The sequence below is a fragment of the Flexivirga endophytica genome (genome assembly GCF_014640635.1).
GTDB classification, from domain to species: domain Bacteria; phylum Actinomycetota; class Actinomycetes; order Actinomycetales; family Dermatophilaceae; genus Flexivirga; species Flexivirga endophytica.
The window spans coordinates 119,764-137,638 of sequence record NZ_BMHI01000008.1 but is presented as its reverse complement, the minus strand read 5'-3'; the positions used below and the strand labels follow the sequence as shown (position 1 = coordinate 137,638).

The 17,875-nt window shown below is 68.5% G+C and carries 19 protein-coding genes and 1 riboswitch; of the genes, 12 read left to right on the top strand and 7 right to left on the bottom strand.

Annotated features, from left to right (window positions below; genetic code table 11):
• Positions 1 to 82: 82 nt before the first annotated feature.
• The 5 genes from purH to IEX71_RS21650 all read right to left on the bottom strand — a co-directional run bounded on the left by purH (position 83) and on the right by IEX71_RS21650 (position 5,170).
• The gene (purH, locus tag IEX71_RS21670) at positions 83 to 1,690 is read right to left on the bottom strand and encodes a bifunctional phosphoribosylaminoimidazolecarboxamide formyltransferase/IMP cyclohydrolase (protein WP_188839170.1); all 1,608 of its coding nucleotides are present in this window, start codon (positions 1,688 to 1,690) and stop codon (positions 83 to 85) included.
• A 29-nt stretch (positions 1,691 to 1,719) separates the two neighbouring features.
• Positions 1,720 to 1,796, bottom strand: a riboswitch (ZMP/ZTP riboswitch).
• A 1-nt stretch (position 1,797) separates the two neighbouring features.
• Positions 1,798 to 2,430 (bottom strand): phosphoribosylglycinamide formyltransferase, encoded by a 633-nt coding sequence (gene purN / locus IEX71_RS21665; RefSeq protein ID WP_229749946.1) that lies wholly within the window; start codon positions 2,428 to 2,430, stop codon positions 1,798 to 1,800.
• A 14-nt stretch (positions 2,431 to 2,444) separates the two neighbouring features.
• Positions 2,445 to 2,780 (bottom strand): TraR/DksA family transcriptional regulator, encoded by a 336-nt coding sequence (locus IEX71_RS21660; protein WP_188839169.1) that lies wholly within the window; start codon positions 2,778 to 2,780, stop codon positions 2,445 to 2,447.
• Between the two features lie 67 nt (positions 2,781 to 2,847).
• Entirely contained in the window at positions 2,848 to 3,819 is a 972-nt protein-coding gene (locus IEX71_RS21655; RefSeq protein WP_229749945.1) for a putative endonuclease domain-containing protein, read from the bottom strand.
• Between the two features lie 127 nt (positions 3,820 to 3,946).
• Positions 3,947 to 5,170 (bottom strand): cell division protein PerM, encoded by a 1,224-nt coding sequence (locus IEX71_RS21650; RefSeq protein WP_188839168.1) that lies wholly within the window; start codon positions 5,168 to 5,170, stop codon positions 3,947 to 3,949.
• Between the two features lie 162 nt (positions 5,171 to 5,332).
• On the opposite strand from IEX71_RS21650, the gene IEX71_RS21645 reads away from it, so the two are divergent.
• From IEX71_RS21645 to IEX71_RS21635, 3 genes are all read left to right on the top strand, one after another.
• Positions 5,333 to 5,695: a DUF192 domain-containing protein gene (locus tag IEX71_RS21645; RefSeq protein ID WP_229749944.1), complete on the top strand. Its 363-nt coding sequence runs from the start codon at positions 5,333 to 5,335 to the stop codon at positions 5,693 to 5,695.
• On the top strand, positions 5,692 to 6,351 hold the full coding sequence (locus IEX71_RS21640; protein WP_188839167.1) for a prepilin peptidase: 660 nt from the start codon (positions 5,692 to 5,694) through the stop codon (positions 6,349 to 6,351). Before IEX71_RS21645 ends, IEX71_RS21640 begins: the two co-directional genes overlap by 4 nt.
• A gap of 61 nt (positions 6,352 to 6,412) precedes the next feature.
• The gene (locus IEX71_RS21635) at positions 6,413 to 7,417 is read left to right on the top strand and encodes a hypothetical protein (RefSeq protein WP_188839166.1); all 1,005 of its coding nucleotides are present in this window, start codon (positions 6,413 to 6,415) and stop codon (positions 7,415 to 7,417) included.
• Between the two features lie 78 nt (positions 7,418 to 7,495).
• Here the strand turns inward: IEX71_RS21635 and IEX71_RS21630 are convergent, their stop codons facing one another.
• Together IEX71_RS21630 and IEX71_RS21625 are read right to left on the bottom strand one after the other, a co-directional pair.
• Positions 7,496 to 8,863, bottom strand: coding sequence for a hypothetical protein (locus IEX71_RS21630; RefSeq protein ID WP_188839165.1), 1,368 nt, complete (start codon positions 8,861 to 8,863; stop codon positions 7,496 to 7,498).
• On the bottom strand, positions 8,860 to 9,315 hold the full coding sequence (locus tag IEX71_RS21625) for a hypothetical protein (protein WP_188839164.1): 456 nt from the start codon (positions 9,313 to 9,315) through the stop codon (positions 8,860 to 8,862). Before IEX71_RS21625 ends, IEX71_RS21630 begins: the two co-directional genes overlap by 4 nt.
• A gap of 332 nt (positions 9,316 to 9,647) precedes the next feature.
• Between IEX71_RS21625 and cpaB the strand changes: the two genes are divergently transcribed.
• The 9 genes from cpaB to IEX71_RS21580 all read left to right on the top strand — a co-directional run bounded on the left by cpaB (position 9,648) and on the right by IEX71_RS21580 (position 17,813).
• Positions 9,648 to 10,382, top strand: coding sequence for a Flp pilus assembly protein CpaB (cpaB, locus tag IEX71_RS21620; protein ID WP_188839163.1), 735 nt, complete (start codon positions 9,648 to 9,650; stop codon positions 10,380 to 10,382).
• A complete protein-coding gene (locus IEX71_RS21615) occupies positions 10,379 to 11,992 on the top strand; it encodes a CpaE/TadZ family protein (protein ID WP_188839162.1) in 1,614 nt (537 codons plus the stop codon). Before cpaB ends, IEX71_RS21615 begins: the two co-directional genes overlap by 4 nt.
• Positions 11,989 to 12,327, top strand: coding sequence for a TadE/TadG family type IV pilus assembly protein (locus IEX71_RS21610; protein WP_188839161.1), 339 nt, complete (start codon positions 11,989 to 11,991; stop codon positions 12,325 to 12,327). The genes IEX71_RS21615 and IEX71_RS21610 overlap by 4 nt, the downstream gene beginning before the upstream one ends.
• Positions 12,324 to 13,679: a TadA family conjugal transfer-associated ATPase gene (locus IEX71_RS21605; protein WP_188839160.1), complete on the top strand. Its 1,356-nt coding sequence runs from the start codon at positions 12,324 to 12,326 to the stop codon at positions 13,677 to 13,679. The genes IEX71_RS21610 and IEX71_RS21605 overlap by 4 nt, the downstream gene beginning before the upstream one ends.
• Complete coding sequence (locus IEX71_RS21600) at positions 13,676 to 14,608, top strand: type II secretion system F family protein (protein WP_188839159.1); 933 nt, start codon at positions 13,676 to 13,678, stop codon at positions 14,606 to 14,608. Before IEX71_RS21605 ends, IEX71_RS21600 begins: the two co-directional genes overlap by 4 nt.
• A complete protein-coding gene (locus IEX71_RS21595; protein ID WP_188839158.1) occupies positions 14,605 to 15,507 on the top strand; it encodes a type II secretion system F family protein in 903 nt (300 codons plus the stop codon). Before IEX71_RS21600 ends, IEX71_RS21595 begins: the two co-directional genes overlap by 4 nt.
• A 46-nt stretch (positions 15,508 to 15,553) precedes the next feature.
• Entirely contained in the window at positions 15,554 to 16,666 is a 1,113-nt protein-coding gene (locus tag IEX71_RS21590; protein WP_188839157.1) for a sensor histidine kinase, read from the top strand.
• A 16-nt stretch (positions 16,667 to 16,682) separates the two neighbouring features.
• Complete coding sequence (locus IEX71_RS21585; protein WP_188839156.1) at positions 16,683 to 17,360, top strand: response regulator; 678 nt, start codon at positions 16,683 to 16,685, stop codon at positions 17,358 to 17,360.
• Positions 17,361 to 17,603: 243 nt separating this feature from the next.
• Positions 17,604 to 17,813, top strand: coding sequence for a hypothetical protein (locus IEX71_RS21580; RefSeq protein WP_188839155.1), 210 nt, complete (start codon positions 17,604 to 17,606; stop codon positions 17,811 to 17,813).
• Positions 17,814 to 17,875 lie beyond the last annotated feature (62 nt).

The window sequence follows — 17,875 nt, the reverse complement described above, 5'->3', positions numbered from 1 at the left end:
CGAGGCCGGCCGGAGGAGGAGCGGCGCACAAGAACACAGCCATTGAGCTGTGGCACCGCGAGCTCGCTCGCGGTGCCACAGCTCAATGTGCGAAGTGCCGGGTGCCGGTGAAGTACATGGTCACGCCGGCTTCGACGGCGGCGTCGATGACCGACTGGTCACGCATCGAACCACCAGGTGCGACAACGGCTTTCACGCCGGCGTCGAGGAGGACCTGTAGGCCGTCCGGGAACGGGAAGAACGCGTCCGAGGCAGCGACGGAGCCGCGGGCCCGCTCCTCGCCGGCGCGGTTGACCGCGAGGTGGCAGGAGTCGACCCGGTTGACCTGGCCCATGCCGACTCCGACGGAGGCACCGTCGGAGGCGAGCAGGATGGCGTTGGACTTCACCGCTCGTATGGCGCGCCAGGCGAACTGCAGGTCGGCGAGCGTAGCCTCGTTCGCGGCCTCCCCGGACACGAGCCGCCAGTTGGCTGCGTCGTCGCCACCGGTGATGTTGCCGTCCTCGTCCTTGATCTCCGCGTCCACCTTGTCGACCCGCTGCATCAGCATCCCGCCGCTGATCGGCCGGATCTCCACCGGGTCACGCTGCTGCGCGTCCTCCGACGACAGCTTGAGCAGCCGGATCGCCTTGCGCTTGCTGAGGATCTCCACGACGCCGGGCTCGAAGTCCGGCGCAACGACGACCTCGGTGAAGATGTCCTTCACCGTCTCTGCCATCTCGACCGTCACCGGCCGGTTGGTGGCGATCACGCCGCCGAACGCCGACATCGGGTCGCAGGCGTGCGCCTTGCGGTGCGCGTCCGCGATGTCCGAACCGACTGCGATGCCACAGGGATTCGCGTGCTTGATGACCGCGACGGTGGGCTGGTCGCCGTGGTCGTATGCCGCCCGCACCGCGGCGTCGGCGTCGACGTAGTTGTTGTAGGACATGGCCTTGCCGAAGAGCTGCTCGGCCGAGGCGATGCCGGGCCGCCAGTGGCGGTAGAGCGCGGCGCCCTGGTGGGGGTTCTCGCCATACCGCAGGTCCTGTGCCTTGCCGAAGGTCGCGCCGGACCAGTTCGGGAATCCGGTGCCGTCGCTGGTGTCGACATAGACGTTGCTGATCCAGTTGGCGACGGTGTTGTCGTAGTCGGCCGTGTGCTGGAACGCCTGCGCTGCCAGCAACTTTCGCTCATCGAGCGTGAAGCCGCCGGCGGCGACTGCGTCGAGGGTGGCCCCGTACGCGTCCGGCGAGGTGACGATCGCGACGCTCGGGTGGTTCTTGGCCGCGGCACGCACCATCGACGGACCGCCGATGTCGATCTGCTCGATGCACTCGTCCGGAGTGGCGCCGGAGGCGACCGTCGCCCGGAAGGGGTAGAGGTTGGAGACGACCAGCTCGAACGGCGCAACGCCGAGTTCGTCCAGCTGCGAGAGGTGTTCGGGGATGCGGGTGTCGGCCAGGATGCCGGCGTGGACCTTCGGGTGCAGTGTCTTGACGCGCCCGTCGAGGCACTCGGGGAAGCCGGTGAGGTCCTCGACCTTGGTCACCGGGATGCCGAGGCCCTCGATGAGGGCGGCGGAGCCACCGGTGGAGACCAGCTCGACGCCGGCTTCGTGCAGGCCGCGGGCGAGGTCTTCCAGCCCGGTCTTGTCGTAGACGGAGACGAGTGCGCGCTTGACGGGACGACGATCTTGGGGCTCGGACATGACTCTCCTTGCAGGGGTGCCTTGACGGGTGCGCGCACCCAGGCGGGCGATGCACGCGACTCCACTCCCTGGTGGTTACCCACCTGCGCCAGTCGTGTGACCGCAGTTTATCCGATGCGCACGCGTCGGCCGTCCACGGCGAAACCGTCCCGTGCCAGTCGGCCGACCCACTCCACGAGTTGGGGTCGCTCGGCCTGCTTGATCCGCTCGGTCAACGAGTCGACGGTGTCGTCGTCCTGCACCGGCACGGCGCACTGGGCGACGATCGCGCCGGTGTCGACGCCGGCGTCGACGACGAAAAGCGTTGCACCGGCGAGCTTCACGCCATACTCCAGGGCATCACGCGGGCCGTGTATGCCGGGAAAGCTCGGCAACAATGCGTTGTGACTGTTGAGGTAGCGGCCGCCGAACGACGCCAGGAAACGCTCCCCCACCAGCTTGAGGAAGCCGGCGGAGACCACCAGCGAGGGCTCGTATGTCGCCACCTGCTCGGTCAACGCGACGTCCCAGGCGGTCCGGTCCGGATGATCCTTGACGCGGCAGACGAACGTCGGCACCCCTGCGCCCTCGGCCCGGGCCAACCCCTCGATGTCGGGGCGGTCGGCCCCGACAGCGGCGATGCGCACGCCATACGCGGGATCCTGCGCGGCGTCGAGCAACGCCTGCAGCAAGGTCCCCGATCCGGAGACGAGAACGACGATCGGCACCGGCTGTCCGCTGTACTCGCGAGGGGAGGTCACCGCAGAAAACTACCTCAGCTGCCCGCGCACCCGATGCACAGCGTGGTCGTCGGCAACGCCTCCAGCCGTGCGTCTGCGATCGGGGTGCCGCACCGCTCGCACGTGCCGTAGGTGCCGGCCTCCACCCGGGCCAGCGCCGCATCGATACGCACCAGTTGCGCACCGGCATCGCGGCGCAGTGCATCGACCATCGCGCGGTCCACCGCGATCGTGTGTCCCTCGGGGTCGTGCTCGTCGTCGGCGTTGCTGTCCCGCAACGCGGCGACGACATCGTCGAACGTCTCGTCGAGCAGCCCGGCCCGCTGGATGACTTCCCGGCGCAGCTCGGTCAGCAGCAGCTCGGGGTCCATGGTCCTACCGTAGGCTCAGCACGACCTTTTCGTTGTGCCGAACGCGCCCCATGGAGCGCGTTCGGCACTACCGAATCTGGTTCCGCGCCAGCACGTCATACATCTGACGGACCTGCGCCAGAAATTCGTTCGGCGTCAACCGCAGACCGATCACCGGGATGCGGATGACCCGCTCGCCGGCGACGACCCGGTCGTTCTGCCGGAGCGCGTCGTCGATCGGATTGAGCGCGAGCGCGTGGTGCCCGCCATCGATCTCCACGACCAGTCCGACATCGTCCCAGCTGACGTCGAGGTAGACGCGACCCTTCGGGCCTTCCCGCACCACTTGGCGCGTCGGCTCCGGCAATCCGACCGCACGCACCATGCGCGTGAAGTCGAGCTCGCCCAGGGAGTGTGCTCCGTCCGTGACATCACCGATCACCGCACCCAGGAACGCCCGTCGTGGCGACCGGGTCACCCCGCGCCAGGCAAGTCCCAGTCGCGCCGGACTGGTCAACCGTTGCTGCACCGACAAACAGATCAACAATGCCGCCTGGCGGTTCGACACCGCCCACTGTCCAGCGTGGATCGCCGCGACCTCGGTGGCCACCCGCGGGATCCCGGCTCTGACGTTGGGCGACGGGACGGCCACCCGGTGCAGGCGGACACCCTCAACCGGATGATGCCGGTTGTCGGCAGCCAGCGACACGTCGATCAGCGCGTGGGTGAAGCCCGTCAAGCCATCCGCGATCAGCGCGGATGCGCCGTCCAGCCGAGCTCCGGAGCCGCTCTCCCACACCGCACGCCACAGCAGCGCTTCGGGTCCGAGGTCGGGTCCGGTGACTGCCACGGTGTGTCGCCCGGCGCGGAACCACCGACCAGCCTCCATCTCGTGTCGTATGCCGTGCCGGTCGATGCCGTGCTGTGCCAACGTCCGGCGATGCACGACGCCACCGTGCTCGGCAGCAAGCTCCCGAGCGATCGTGCGACGCTGCACGCCATACAGCAGCGGTCGGCCGACGATGGTGCGCTCGACGGCTGCGCCCGCTGCTGCATCCATTCCGAGAGCTTCGCCGATTTCCGCGACCGACGGCAGAACGCCTGTGGACAGCCGTCCTCCCCAGCGACTCGATCGTGCCGAACGCGCTGTATACGGCGCATTCGGCACGATCGAGTCCGCTGACCGGTCAGCGGCGCAGCGCGCGCTTCCAGTGCAGGAAGAGCGTCGCGAGCAGCGCGCCCAGCAGCAACTCGACGACCAGCAACGGCACGATCATGAGCGACGGACCGACGTAGTCCAGCGAGCCGCCACTGACACCTGCAGTGGACAGCCAGCTGAGCAGCAGCACCATCGCGACGGTCATGCCGGCCGCCTGTGCGGCGGTGATCGCCTTGGTCCGCAGGGACGCGTAAGTGGTCAGGTTGCCCAGCGAGCGGTAACCGACGAAGACTCCGAGCAGCACCGGCAGGAGCGGCGCGGCAACGGTGATGGCGGGCAGTGCTCCGGCTCCGGGCACCGCTCCGAGCACCGGGATCATCGGCAGCAGGCCACCGTGCACGGAGGTGCCGCCGACGCTGACCGCGCCCAGCTGCATCGATGCACCGGTGGTCCAGCCGGCCGACCAGACGAGCAGATTGGGCAGGGCCGCGAGTTGGCCCAGCCACAGGACCACGCCGCCGAGCAGGCCTGTGTCCAGTTGTCCGCTCAGATCGCCGACCTGCGAAGCATGCGTCACCAGCAGCAACAAGACCACGACGAGACCGACGCCCAGGTAGCCGAGCAGGCCCTCCGTCGCCGGGCGCAGCGCGCGCCGCGTCGACAGCGAGATGCGCTGACCCACAAACGTTTTGGCCTGCTCCGCGACGGGTTCATCACTGCGCAGCAACGCCCACACGCAGCCCGCGAAGCCCACCACGAGAGCGCCGGGGAACACCGTGAACAGGTTGGGGTGTGCCGGGCCGCTCAGCGAGAGGCCGGTGATGACCAGCCCCGACACGACATAGCCCGCGATGTATGCCGCAGGCCCCTCCCACCACGCGCCAGCGCGTCCGGACAGGTGCGTCAGCATCGCCTTGGCCGCCATCCGGGCGAACACGACGGCGAGCGCCGTCAGCACCAGCGGCGCGAACGTCACCGAGTGGGTCGCCGCATCGGCCGCGACGGAGACGTGACCGCGATGGGCCAGCGCCCAGCCGTCACCGGCGAAGCTCAGCGCATCGGTCCACGACGTCGTGCTGCGCGCGTCGGCCGCCCAGGCTGCCATCACCGGGACGATCAGGAGGAGGCCGAGGGTGACGGCGCCGACGGCGCCATACCCGGCGGCGATGGACAGTTGACGCCAGTCCCGCGGCTCGTCGGACGAGGCGAGGGACGTCGGCAGAGTGGTGCGAACGCGATCAAGGAGACTCATGTGGGCTCCATGGTCGCCGCCACCGTCGCCGGAGTCCTGGCGACTCGCCGGTAGCTGTCATATCCGGGTGCGGCGGAACGGGGTCCGCGGACCCAACCACGCCCCCCGCGTGGCGGCTACTCTCGGTGCGCGTCGCACCATGGCGCAGGGAGAGGGGAATCCGTGGGCACCAGGACATTCGGGCCGGGACCGCACCGGTTGCTGTGCAACGGCAGGGCGGTCGGGGCATGTGCCGTCGCCGACACCGCGCGCAGCCGGCGCAAGGGACTGCTCGGCACCGACGAGGTCGAGGGAGCTCTCTGGCTGACCCGCTGCCCGTCGGTCCACATGGTCGGCATGCGCTATCCGATCGACGTCGCCGTGCTCGACAAGGAGGGCACCGTGCTGCGCGTCGCCACCCTGCGGCCATGGGTCGGTATGACGCGGCCGCGCCGGCGCGCAGCCGTCACGGTGGAAGCGGCGGCCGGGGCACTGGCTTCGTGGGGCGTGGAACCAGGTGACCGCCTCGCCGTCGAACGAGGATGAATGCCTGGCTTGTCGGCGCCATCGCGTGCTGCATCGCCCTCCCTGTCGGCGTGCTCCTGCGTCGCAAGCTCCTGACGGCGGCCCATCGACGCGAGGACGAGGTGGATACGCCGCCGCGAGCGCACCTCTGGGTGGTCGTCGTCCTGCCGGTGGTCGCGTTGCTGGTCGGTCACGCCCTGGCCGACGCCCATGACCCGGTCGTCGCCGCCGCCTACTGCCTCAGCCTGCCGTTGCTCGCCGCGCTGACCGCCATCGACCTCGACGTGCACCGGCTGCCGGATGCGCTGACCTTCCGCCTCGCACCCGTCGCGGTCGTCATCGCCGCGGTGGCCAGCGTGTCGACGGGCCACTGGTTCGCCCTGCTGCGCGCGGTCGTGGCCGGCGCAGTGCTCGGCGCGGCATACCTCCTGTTGCTCCTGGTGTCCCGCGGCGGCGCCGGGCTGGGCCTCGGCGACGTCAAGCTCGCGCTCGGGCTGGGCACCCTGCTCGGCTGGTTCTCCTGGTCCACCGTCCTGAGCGGCACGTTCGCCGGGTTCATCCTGGGCGGCCTGTGGGCGGCCGGCCTGCTCATCACCCGGCGGGCGACACGACACAGTTACATCGCGTTCGGGCCGTTCATGATCGGTGGCACCGTGCTGGCACTTCTCGCGTCATAGCCATGACGAAGGGCCGTCGTTCGCAGACGTCGCCCGTGGACAGCACGTCCGAGAGGAAGAGATGAACCAGCTTTCCGCGCCCATGCTCGGGGTGATCGCACGGGGCGGTGCCGGTCCGACCGGTGACGCACCGGCGGTGACGGTGACCGACCCGGGCTCGCCGACCTGGGCCAACGATCTCTTCCGCAGCAGGGGTGCCGCCGGTGATGCCATCGTCTTCGTGCCCGACCTGGAACGCGATCCGCGGATCGGTCAGGGCACCCAACTCGACGAGCTGCTGCCGGAGCAGAGCCCGCAGGTCGCCGTCGTCCCCCTGCCCACCCACGTCACCGGTGTCCTGGCCGCCATCCGGGACTGCGCTCCGCGCCTGCAGCATCGGGCGGAGTTCATCGCAGCGGTCCGCGCCCACGTCGCCAGTTCGTATGCCGGTGCGTGGCTGAAGCGGGTCGGCAAGCTCGAGTCGCCGAGTCCGTCCTTCGGGCAGCACCTCGGGTCCTGGTGGCCGTTCCACGGCGGTTACTTCGTCACGCTCCAGCCCACCGCGGAGGTCCGGCGACGTCCGGAGGCCGCAGTGCCGAACGCAGCCGCAGTGCGCGTGTTGCGCACGAGCAGCGCGCCGGACCGGCGGGTCGGTGAGCGACTGTGCTCGGCGTATGCCGTGCAACACCAAGAGGTTCTGGGCGCTCCACACCGGCTGGCCGCGCGTTGGGGCCTGGACCGGGCTGTCGAGTATGTCGTCAGCCCCGAGCCCGCCGCGCTGCAGTTGTCGCCACCGGACGGGCGCTGCCCGACCTGTGGTGATCCGGTCTGGGCCCAATGCGCGTTCTGCCACCTGACCCCGCCGCGACTGACCCACTGGATGTCCGTCCAGGTCCCGGGTGTCGCGCCCGTCATACCGACTGCACCGGTGCCGCCGGCCTCGCCGCCGCCCGCCCAGGGGCAGCCGCCGGCCGACCCACAACCGGTCAAGCGGGCGTTCCAGCTGCCGCGGGCCCGCCCAGCCGCGCCGCCGGCCGACAACCCCTGGTTGGCCACGGGCGACCGGTCGCCCGGCGACGCCCGCTGACGCCTCCGCGCCTCGTCACTCGTGCATGGCGATGCGGCCGGCAGCTTCTACGCTGCCGGCCGCAGTTGCCTATCGGGGTCAGGCTCCTCCGCCGCAACCCGGCCAGTCCACGAACTGCGTGCCGTCCCAGTACTGTCCGCCGGTAGCGGTCAGGTTGCTGGTGTTGACCTCGACCGATCCGCCGACCTCGGCCAGCAGCTTCGCGTCGAAGTCCGCACCGTAGCTGTGGCTGTCCTCGGTGAAGTCCTGCTTGGTCACGTAACCGTGGTCCCGTGCCGCGTCGGCGAACGCCACTGTCGTGGGCACGGTCGCGACGGCCCCGGCCACTGCGGCCGGCGGGTAGATCATCGAGCCGCCGAGTGCGAGACCTTGAGCGAGTAAGAAGTTGTTCGCGACGCTCGCGTCCTGAGCGTTCTTGATCGGAAGCGTCATCGTCGTCTCCTGGTAGCCGGCCGCGTCCGGCTTCCCGCCGGCGTACCCGTCCTCGGTGGCGTTCGCGGTGCCGGCCATCATCGTCTTGACCGTGACGCCGGTGACCTTGCCGTTCTTGTCCCTGGTCACCTGGGTCAGCAGCTTCATCTTGCCGTCAGCGGCGGCCTTGGCCTGCTTCGAGTTCTCGCCATACAGCATCTCGGCCTGGACGCTGCCCTTCACCTCCGCCTGGTAATAGGCAACCGTCGAGCCGTCGCTGTTCTTCTGGTAGCCGAGGCCTTCGGCGACACTGACCTTGGCGGCCGCGCCGTCGGCGACCGCGGTCACGTTCGCCGCTGCACCGCCTTCGATACCGCCCTCGATGAACTCAGAGGTGGAGTCCGGCAGGTCCTTCTTGACCCCGGCCAGATCCAGCGCCTGGTCCGAGAGCCACCGGAACGGTCCGTCGTGCCCGACCATGTGGTCCTCGACGGTGTCCTGCATCAGGGCGCTCATCACGTTCTCGAGCTCGGCACGCGAGTGGGCGGTGTAGACCTTGCCCTCGGTGAACTGGAGGCCGATGTGCGCGTTGGCGTTGGCGCTCGCGCCGTACTTGTTGTTGTCCCACGTCCCGGTCACATCGAATCCCACGCCGACCCCGATCGACGCGCCCCCGGTCTCTGCGTTGGTGATGCGGTAGGTACCGTCGCTCATCTTCTCGACCTGGTACTTCTGGCCCTCGCTGCCGGTCACGATGAAGCTCACCGAGACCTTGGCGTCCGCGGACTGGGCGCTGACGACGCACGCGTCCTTCGGCTGGTGCGATATCGCCTCGGGGCTACTCGCGTGGCAACTGCCCTGGCCGAGTGTGACGACCTTGCAGATCGCGGCACGCGCCTGGCTGGCAAGCGCCGGCGCACCCGTCGTCATCGAGGCGACCAGCGCCAGCACGAGCAGCGCAGCAAGCGCCAGCATGCCGGTGGTCTCGAGTGTCGCTTGGCCCCGATCGTCGCGAATCCTCTTGCGGCACATCATGATCGGTACCCCTCGCTCACGTAACTGTTCGCGTGGAGCGAGCGGCTGGCTTCCGGACGCACGAGGCGTGCGCCGAGAGTGACGGTGAGTGCGCCGGTCAGGACCAGCAGCAGAAGCAGGTCGACGACTGCGGCCAGCAGACCGGAGCCCAGCACCACCTGGGCGACGTACGCGCGTCCGCCCCAGGTGGCCGGATCGAGCAGGAAGCCGATCGCCGAACCCAGCATCACCGAGCCGGCGAAGGTATGACGCTGCCCGAGGCGCACACTGCGGCCGGCAAGGATCACCACCGTCGCAAGCACCACGACGGTCAGCACGGCGACCCGCATCACGTAACCGCGGCTGATGTCGTTCCCCGCCCCGGCGATCAGTGCACCGGACAACGCTGCCACGGTGCCGCCCACTGCGGTGATCACCGCGGCGCGCCACACCGTCCCCACCTGAATGTCCATCGTCAAACTCCTCCACGAGCAGCCGATCACCTGTGCCGGCCGTGCCCGCAATGCTTCCGATGCGGACACCGGCGGCGATGGGTCCGAGACCCCCAAGGCAGACCCAGCTCCGGTGGGACCAAATGTGGGCCCACGGTCCCTTACGCAACCGGGCCCGTTGGCGAACTCTGTAGGTGCAGCCGGTCGCATGTCCAGGGTTGCGTGGCCCGGTGCCGGTGAGATCCATGGAACCGATTTGCGTTCTGCCACATCGATATTCGGGTGAGCAGCGCAATGCGCGTCACTTATGGAACGACATACAGGGCGCACCCGTCGGAAGGAAAACCAGAGCGATGAACCCGCGTCAGCGCAGGGGCATGGTGTTGATCATCATCGCGGTCCTCGGAGCCATCGGAGTCTTCGCCGGGGTCTCGTCATACGTCAGCAACGTGAACACCCAGGTCGGCTCGAAAGTCACCGTATTGGCTCTCAAGAAGTCCCGTTCGGCGTTCGCGGTGATCCGGCAGAGCGACCTCAAGACGGTCGAGGTTCCGAAGCGGTGGGTCGGCGCCCGGTCGATCACGGACCCGAGTGAGGTCGTCGGCCACAAGCTCGCCGTCAGCGTCTCGGCCGGAGCCACGCTGACCTCGGACCTGCTGGTCGCACCGACCGACCAGACGCAGCACCAGCGGTTCATCACCATCAAGGTCGACTCCGTGACGGGCGGCGCCAACAACCTGCGCGCCGGCGACTCGGTGGACGCCTACGCGGTCTATTCGGACGTGGAGGGCCTGCCCAAGCAGGTGCGTGTGCTGGTGCACGACGTGAGGGTCATCTCCGTCAGTTCCCCACAGTCAGAACAGGGTTCGTCGAACAGCAAGGGGTCCGGCAACTCCCCCGCCAACTACATCGCCGTGACTCTGGCACTCACCGCCGAAGACTCGATGGCGGTGACCTACGCCTCGGCGTTCGCCGCCGACCTGCGCGTCGTGAAGCTACCGCCGGTCAGCCACCAGGACCCGAAGAAGGACGATCCGTATGACGCCACGAAGCTCGGCGGCAAAGCGGTTCCGGAGGGATCGAAATGACCAAAACCGTCGTGATCGGCTGCGCCGATCAGGCCCTCGCCTACGAATTGCGTTCTCAACTGGACGAGATCGGCGACCTCGAGATCGGCTACATCGCCGAGACGACCACTGAGTTCAGCGCCGCGGTGATCCGCCTCGAGCCCGACGTGGCGATCCTGCACGACGCCGTCGGCCCGCAGACCGCGATCGACGCCGTGCGCGAGTTGTCGCTGCGTCGTCCGACGATGTCGACGATCGTGGTGTGCAGCGACCCGTCACCGGAGTCGCTGATGCCACTCGTGGAGGCCGGCGCACGGGGGATCCTCACCTATCCACTGGCGTTCGAGGAGGTCGAGGCGAGGTTGCGCGCGGCCACCGAGTGGTCGCGTGCGATGACCGATGTCGTTGCGGCGCCTCATGATCCGGTCAGTGGTGTCGGGGCACGGGTGATCTGTTTCGCCGGCTCCAAGGGCGGTGTCGGGACGTCGACGGTCGCCACACACATCGCGCTCGACGTCGCCCGCGAGGTGCCCAACTTCCGTGTCGCGCTGCTCGATCTCGACCTGGAGAAGGGCGACGTCTCCAGCCTGATCGACGTCCGCTACCGCAGCTCGATCGCGGACGTCGCGCGGGTGTCCGACGACCTCAACGTCCGCACCATCGCCGACGCGGTCGTCCCCCATGACTCCGGTCTGCACCTCCTGCTGACACCGCATCAGGTGCAGGAGGTCGAGTTCATCACCCCGCAGTCGGTGCGGGTCATCATCGCGACTCTCCGGCAGGCCTACGACCTGGTCATCATCGACGGCGGCTCGCACGTGACGCCGACACAGGTCGCCGCCGTCGAGCTGGCGGACGAGGTCGTCATGGTCACGACACCCGACGTCCTCTCCCTGCGCGGCGTACGACGCAACCTCGACTCCTGGGACGGACTCGGTGTGCGCAAGGCCGACACCACGCGCGTGCTGGTCAACGACAGCAGCAAGCGCAACGCGATCCAGGCCGACCTGGTCCATCGTCTCGCGCAGGCGCCGGTCATCTCGGTGGCGCTTCCATCGCTACACAAGCAACTCGAGGCAGCCGTCAACTCACGCGACCCACTCACACTGCGGGAGAGCTCCTGGTGGAAGGCGCTGCGCGCCATCGGCAAGGAGATCGAACTTGTGCCGGTGAAGCCGCGCACCGACATCGCCGCCGAGGCGATCAAGGCGGAGATCACCACCCGGCGCGACGAACGCCGGCGTGGTCGCGGCAAGCGCTGGCAACGGGGTGCCAAGCCGTCCGGCGCCGAATCTGGCCAGATCAGCATCGAGACGGTCGGCCTGTTGCCCACCATCCTGCTGGTCTGCGTCTTCCTCTGGCAGATCGCGCTGGTCGGTATGTCGTCCATCTACGCCTCGCACGCCGCCGACGCCGCCGCGCGTCAGGCGTCGATGGGTCAGGCGCCCGGACCGACGGCATACGAGAAGGTCCCCAGCTACTTCCGCGACGGCATGTCCGTGGACCCGAGCTCGAAGGCACCGGCCGACGGCGTCGTCCACGTGCACGTGAAGGTGCCGATCTTCGTGCCCGGCGTGCTGTCCGGGCCGTGGTCGATCGACGCCACGCGCAAGGTGGTGCAGGAACCGTGAGCCGTCACGCACCGGCTCGCCGGGACCGTGGCGTGGCCAGCATCGAGATCGTCGGACTGCTGCCGCTCGTCGCCCTCGTCGTCTCGATGGTCCTGCAGTTCGTCGCCGCGGCATACACGGCGAACGCGGCGGAGTCCGCCGCACGCGCCGCTGCGCGTGCCTACTCGCTGGGTCAGGACCCGACGACCGCGGCCCGCCGGTCCCTCCCGTCCGGGATCGGTCCGGCGAAGGTCACCGTCCACGGCCCGGACCATGCAGCCACCGTCACGGTGCACATCCCCCGGACGAGCGTGCTGCCGCTGCACGACGTCAGCAAGACGGTCGTGATGCCATGAGGGGCCACTTCTCCACCGCATCGGACGAACGCCACGCGGTTGCCCCGCGGGCCGGACGTCGCGAAGCCACACCCGTCGATGACGCCGACGAAGCGGTGATCCGCAGGTTCAAGGCGATCCTGCTGGAGGAGATCGACCTGGGCGAACTGAGCCGGATGGACGCCTCGCAACGGCGGGTCCGTCTCGAGCGGGTCATGGCGCATCTCGTCTCCCGCGAGGGACTGATCCTCAGCTCCCGGCAGCGCAATCAGCTGGTCCGCCGAGTCGTCGACGAGGCCGTCGGGCTCGGTGTGCTCGAGCCGCTCCTCGCCGACGACACGATCAGCGAGATCATGATCAACGGCCATCACGAGCTGTATGTCGAGCGTTTCGGCAAGCTGCAGAGGCTCCCCTCGGCGTTCTCCAGCGAGGAGCAGCTGGTGCAGACCATCGACCGGATCGTCTCGACCGTCAACCGTCGGGTCGACGAATCGAATCCGATGGTCGACGCGCGGTTGCCGCCGGATGCTCGTATGCCGCGTGGCGCCCGCGTGCACGTGGTGCTCCCGCCGCTCGCACTCAACGGCCCCGTGGTCACGATCCGGTTGTTCCCGAAGGCCTACGGTCTCAGCGAACTCCTCGCCCGGGGAACGCTGGACGAGACCACCGCAGAGTTCCTCCGCCGGTGCGTGCAGGCACGACTGAACGTGATCGTGTCCGGTGGCACGGCCTCCGGCAAGACCACGATGCTCAACGCGCTGTCCGCGTTCATCCCCGACCACGAGCGCATCATCACCATCGAGGACGCTGCGGAGCTGTCCCTCGAACAGGAGCACGTCATCCGGCTGGAGACCCGGCCGGCAAACGTGGAGGGCAGCGGCGCGGTGCCCATCCGGGAGCTGGTCCGCAACTCACTGCGCATGCGTCCCGATCGCATCGTGGTCGGCGAATGCCGTGGCGGCGAGGCATTGGACATGTTGCAGGCGATGAACACCGGCCACGAGGGGTCACTGACGACGGTGCACGCCAACACCGCCGGCGACGCGCTGACCCGGCTGCAGACGCTGGCGTCGATGAGCGACGTCGAGATTCCGTTCCAGGCGCTGCACGAACAGGTCAACCAGGCGGTCGACGTGATCGTCCAGCTCCAGCGCGGCTCGGACGGCGCTCGTCGTGTCGTGTCGTGCGACTACGTCGTCTCCGAGTATGACGCGCCGTTCCGGCTGCACTCGCTGATGCGATGGGACCCCACCGTCGCGGGATCGGGCTCGGCGCCCGGCGGATTCGTCCTCGGCTCCGCTCCCGCGCGTCTGCGGGATCGACTGGAGTCGACCGGGGAGCGCCTGCCGGACGGAATGCAGGTGGCGCAATGACGACGAACAGTCCGGTCCTCCTCCTGGGTGCGACCCTGCTCGTCGCCGCGGTCTTCGTCGCAGGCGTCCGCGACATCGCGGGAGTCCTCAGCGAACGAGCCCGGCTGCACGACCTGATCCTCGCCGAGGACGACGCGCCGCAGACCAGCGGATTCAGCGCCCTCGACGCCCGTTTCCGACGGACCCGTCCCGGCCAGTGGGTCACCACCCATCTGCTTCTCGCCGGCATCAAACGATCGCCGCTGCAGGTCGTGTTGTTGTCCACTGCGGCCGCGTTCCTCGTCGCTCTGATCCTCGACAAGCTGCTCGCGCCCGCCTTCGGGATCCTCGGACTCGCGTTGTCCGTGCAAGGCCTCCGTGTGTTCCTGCGCCGAGCACGTGAACGGCGCCGGGAGGCCTTCATCCTGCAGATGCCCGAACTGGCCCGGGTGCTGGCGAACGCCACCGGTGCCGGGCTGTCCATCCGCACGGCTGTCTCCCTCGCGTCGGACGAGCTCGCCGAGCCGGCGTCGGAGGAGTTGTCCAGGGTGGCCCGGGCCATGCAGTTCGGCGACTCGTTGGAGAACGGCCTGACCGGCATACACGATCGGCTGCCCTCCCGCGAGATCCAGGTGCTGGTCTCGACGCTGCTCGTCTCTTCCCGCAGCGGTGGCTCGCTGGTCACCTCGTTGCGCGACATCGCCGACACGCTCGAGGCGCGCAAGGAGACCCGCCGGGAGATCCGCACCACGCTCGCGCAGGCGACCCTCACCGGCTACATGGTGGCTGCGATGGGTCTGCTGATGCTGGTCATGCTCAACACCATCAACTCCGGCACCGTGGAGAAGATGACCACGTCGCCCTTCGGCCAGGTCGCCCTGGTCGTCGCCGGTGGCCTTTACGGGCTCGGGCTTTTCCTCATTCGTCGCATCACCCGGATCGAACCATGAACGACTTCATGCCCCTGTGGGCCGGCCTCGCGGTGACCACCTGTTTCGTCGTCTTCCTGGTCGGCTACCGCTGGCTGCGTTCCGACGCCGCCGAGGGACTCGCGGTCGAGGACCTGGTCCTGCTGCGCGGCGCCCAGCAGGACGAGGCCAAGGGCTTGCGGCCGCTGGAGAAGCTCGCGTCCCGTTTCGTCCCGGCGGTCCGCCGGGCGCTCGGCCCGAAGCGGACGGCCGACCTGCAGCGCCGCATCAACGAGGCCGGCCGCCCGAACGGTATGACGATCGACTCGTTCCTGCGGCGACTCGTCATGTGGTACCTCCTGACGCTGCCGCTGTGCCTGATCTTCCTCGGCCAGGGCAACCTCCTGATGGCGCTCGCGCCCCTGGGCGTGCCGTTGCTGATGACCTTCGGAGGCCTGAGTGGTGCCCGCCGCAAACGACGTGAGGCCATCGACAACAACCTGCCCGACTTCCTGGACATCCTCGCGGTGACGGTGAAGGCAGGCGTGGCCTTCCGGCCCGCCCTGGCACGGGTCGGCGAGCGCTTCGGCGGACCGTTGGGTGACGAGATCACCATCGTGCTCGGACAGTTGCAGAACGGCGCCAGCATCCGGCAGGCCTTCACCGGCCTGAAGGAACGCAACGCTGCGGCATCGATGACACAGTTCGTCGCGGCCTTCCTGCAGTCCGAGGAACTGGGTGCGCCCCTGGCCGACACGCTCAACACCATCGCGTCGGACATGCGACGTGAGTCCGCTCAGCGGATGCGCCGCAAGGCGGCCCGCGCCGCTCCGCAGATCACGCTGGTCACGTCGCTCATCCTCGTGCCCGCCGTGCTGATCATGGTGCTCGTCGGCATCGTGATCGGCTCCGATGCCGATCTGAGTGGTCTCCTTGGTTGAGCATCTGAATCCGGCTGCGCCACTGTCGAATCGATTGTTCCGCACGGTGGTGCGCAGTGCCCTGTTCATCAGGCTCGCGGCACTCGTGCTCGCCGTCTCGGCGTCGGTCTCAGGCAGTCGGAGCGCCGGCTTCTGGGTGTGGGCACTGCTGCTCGCGGCCCTGACCCTCGTGGGCGTGACCGACCGCGTCGACGGGATCGGCTGGCTGCGGCGTCACCCGGCGCTTGCGATGCTGGATGTCGGCGTGGTGACGATCATGATCTCGGCCTCCGGCCCGGACAACGTCCTGCTGCTCGCCACCTTCCCCACCGCGTTGCTCATCGGTGCGCTCTTCCCCTGGTTCGTCGGAATGCCCTTGTTGTTGGTCCTGGAACTGGGCTACCTCAGCGCGGTGCAAGCGCACACGGGGTTGACCGGGGCGCCATACATCGCAACGGTCGGAGTGCCGTTCGTCTACCTCGCGATGGCCGGCATCGGATTCGCGATGAGCTACGGCACGCGGCAGCTGGCCGAGATGTTCGTCGAACTGCAGCGCGTGCAGGGCGATCGCGCGGCCGCCGACGAGCGAGCGCGGCTGGCACGCGACATGCACGACTCGCTGGGCAAGACGATGCACGGGATCGCTTTGACCGCAACGTCATTGCCGCACTGGATCGAGCAGGACCCGCATCGGGCGAACACCCTCGCGGCCGACCTGGCGGCGCACGCGGAACGTGGCGCGCAGGAGGCGCGAGCGATTCTCGTCGGCCTGCGCACCCACCAGAGCGACCGGCCGCTCGTCGAGGTGCTCACCGAGCGTTGCCGGGAGTGGTCCGAGACGACCGGCATACCCGTCCACACCAGCAGCGAAGGTGTCGCCGATGTCGGCGACCGCGAGCGCGAGGTCGTGCTGGCGGTGCTCGCCGAGGCCCTCGAGAACGTCCACCGGCACGCGGCCGCGGAGACGGTCGAGGTGGTCTTCTCCGGTGACGCGCAACAGATCGCCCTGCGCATTCAGGACGACGGGGTCGGTTTCACCGACAGCTTCGCCGGGGCGGTCAAACGCAAGCGGTTCGGCCTGCTCGGCATGCGCGAGCGTGCCGTGGCCGCCCACGGCTCCTTGTCCATCGCACGTGGTGCCCCGCGGGGCACCACCGTCCAGCTCTCCCTGCCCAGATGAAGGAGCACCTGCCGTCATGACGACCACGGACACCGGCGGACCGGAGCACACGGTCCCCGGCACCAACCACCTACGAATCGCCGTCGTCGACGACAACGAGATCATCCGCGTCGGACTGCGCAACATGCTGGAGGTCGACGCCTCGCTCGAAGTGGTGGGCGAGGCCGGCGACGGGCGTGCGGCGATCAGCCTGATCCGGCGAGAACTCCCGGATGTCGCGCTGGTCGACGTCCGGATGCCGTTCGCAGACGGGATCAGCGTCGCGCAGGACGTCCACGAGATCACCAAGGTGCTGATGCTGACGTACTCCGACGCCCCTGACGTCATACGCGGCGCACTCACCGCGGGCGCGCGTGGCTATCTCGTGCACGGTGCGTTCTCGCCGCAGGAACTGTCGGCCGCGATCCGGTCGGTCGCCCAGGGCGGATCGGTGCTGTCCCAGCCGGCGATCGACGCCGTCCACAGTGCCCTCACCTCATCGGCACCGCTGCCGGACACGAGTCGGCACGATGTCTACTGCCTCAGCCGCCGCGAGCTGGAGATCATGGATCTCATCGCCGCCGGCCTGGCCAACGGCGACATCGCCGGCAAGCTCTTCCTCGCCGAGAAGACCGTCAAGAACCACGTCAACCACATCTTCGCCAAGCTCGGTGTCACCACCCGCTCTGCTGCCGTGTCTCTGTGGCTGACGTGAAGATTTCGTTCCTCATCTTCCCGTCGACCACCGTCACCTTGGATGCGCGCCTCCAGCGCGACGCTGACGTGAGGACGGCCCTCGGGCCCAGTGCGATCGGTCGCACAGATGGGCCCGGGAATGGGCCTGCAGGCCCTGCCGGGAAATAACGCACTCGCCTAATGTTTTCTTCATCAGGAAAACAAATTCCCCGAGGGGGGACGGGAACAAAACTTCCCGATGAATTAATCAAGGAGAAGACCAATGACTCGTGCACTTGTTTCCACCCGGATCCGTCTCGCCCACGCTTTCGAGAACCGCGCCGAGAAGGGCCAGGGAACCCTGGAATACGTCGGTATGATCGCCCTCGCCGCCCTGTTGGTCATGGCCATCGTGACCGCCTTCGGTAACGGCACCGCGCTGGGCACGAAGGTGACCTCCGCCATCACCAAGATCACCGGCATCGGTGGCTGAACACCCTCAAGCCGAAAGGTGACCGTCTCCATTCAGGAGGCGGTCACCTTTCTTTGTGTATG